Annotated in this window: 1 pseudogene; it reads left to right on the forward strand. The window is 79.7% G+C overall.

Annotated elements, in window-relative coordinates:
* Window positions 1-286 (forward strand): annotated as a pseudogene (locus ACLBYB_RS33375) (cytochrome c biogenesis protein CcdA); the annotation flags it as partial.

The following is a 286-nucleotide window of genomic DNA, read 5'->3' on the forward strand; positions in this document are numbered from 1 at the left end:
CCAGTTCGCCGTGGGCCTGCTGCTCGGCGCGGCCTGGAGCCCCTGCGTGGGACCGACCCTGGGGGCGGCCTCGCTCATGGCGGCGCGGGGCGGGCATCTCGGGGGCGTCGCCCTGACCATGCTGGCCTTCGGGATCGGCGCCGCGGCCCCGCTGATGCTCCTGGGCCTCGTCTCCCGCGAGGCGCTGCGGCGCTGGCGCGGCGGCCTCGCCGCGGCCGGCCGGGCCGCGAAGGCCGCGCTCGGCGCCGTGATGGTCGTGCTCGGCCTGCTGGTGCTGACGGGCCTC

The organism is Methylobacterium sp. D54C, assembly GCF_053345595.1.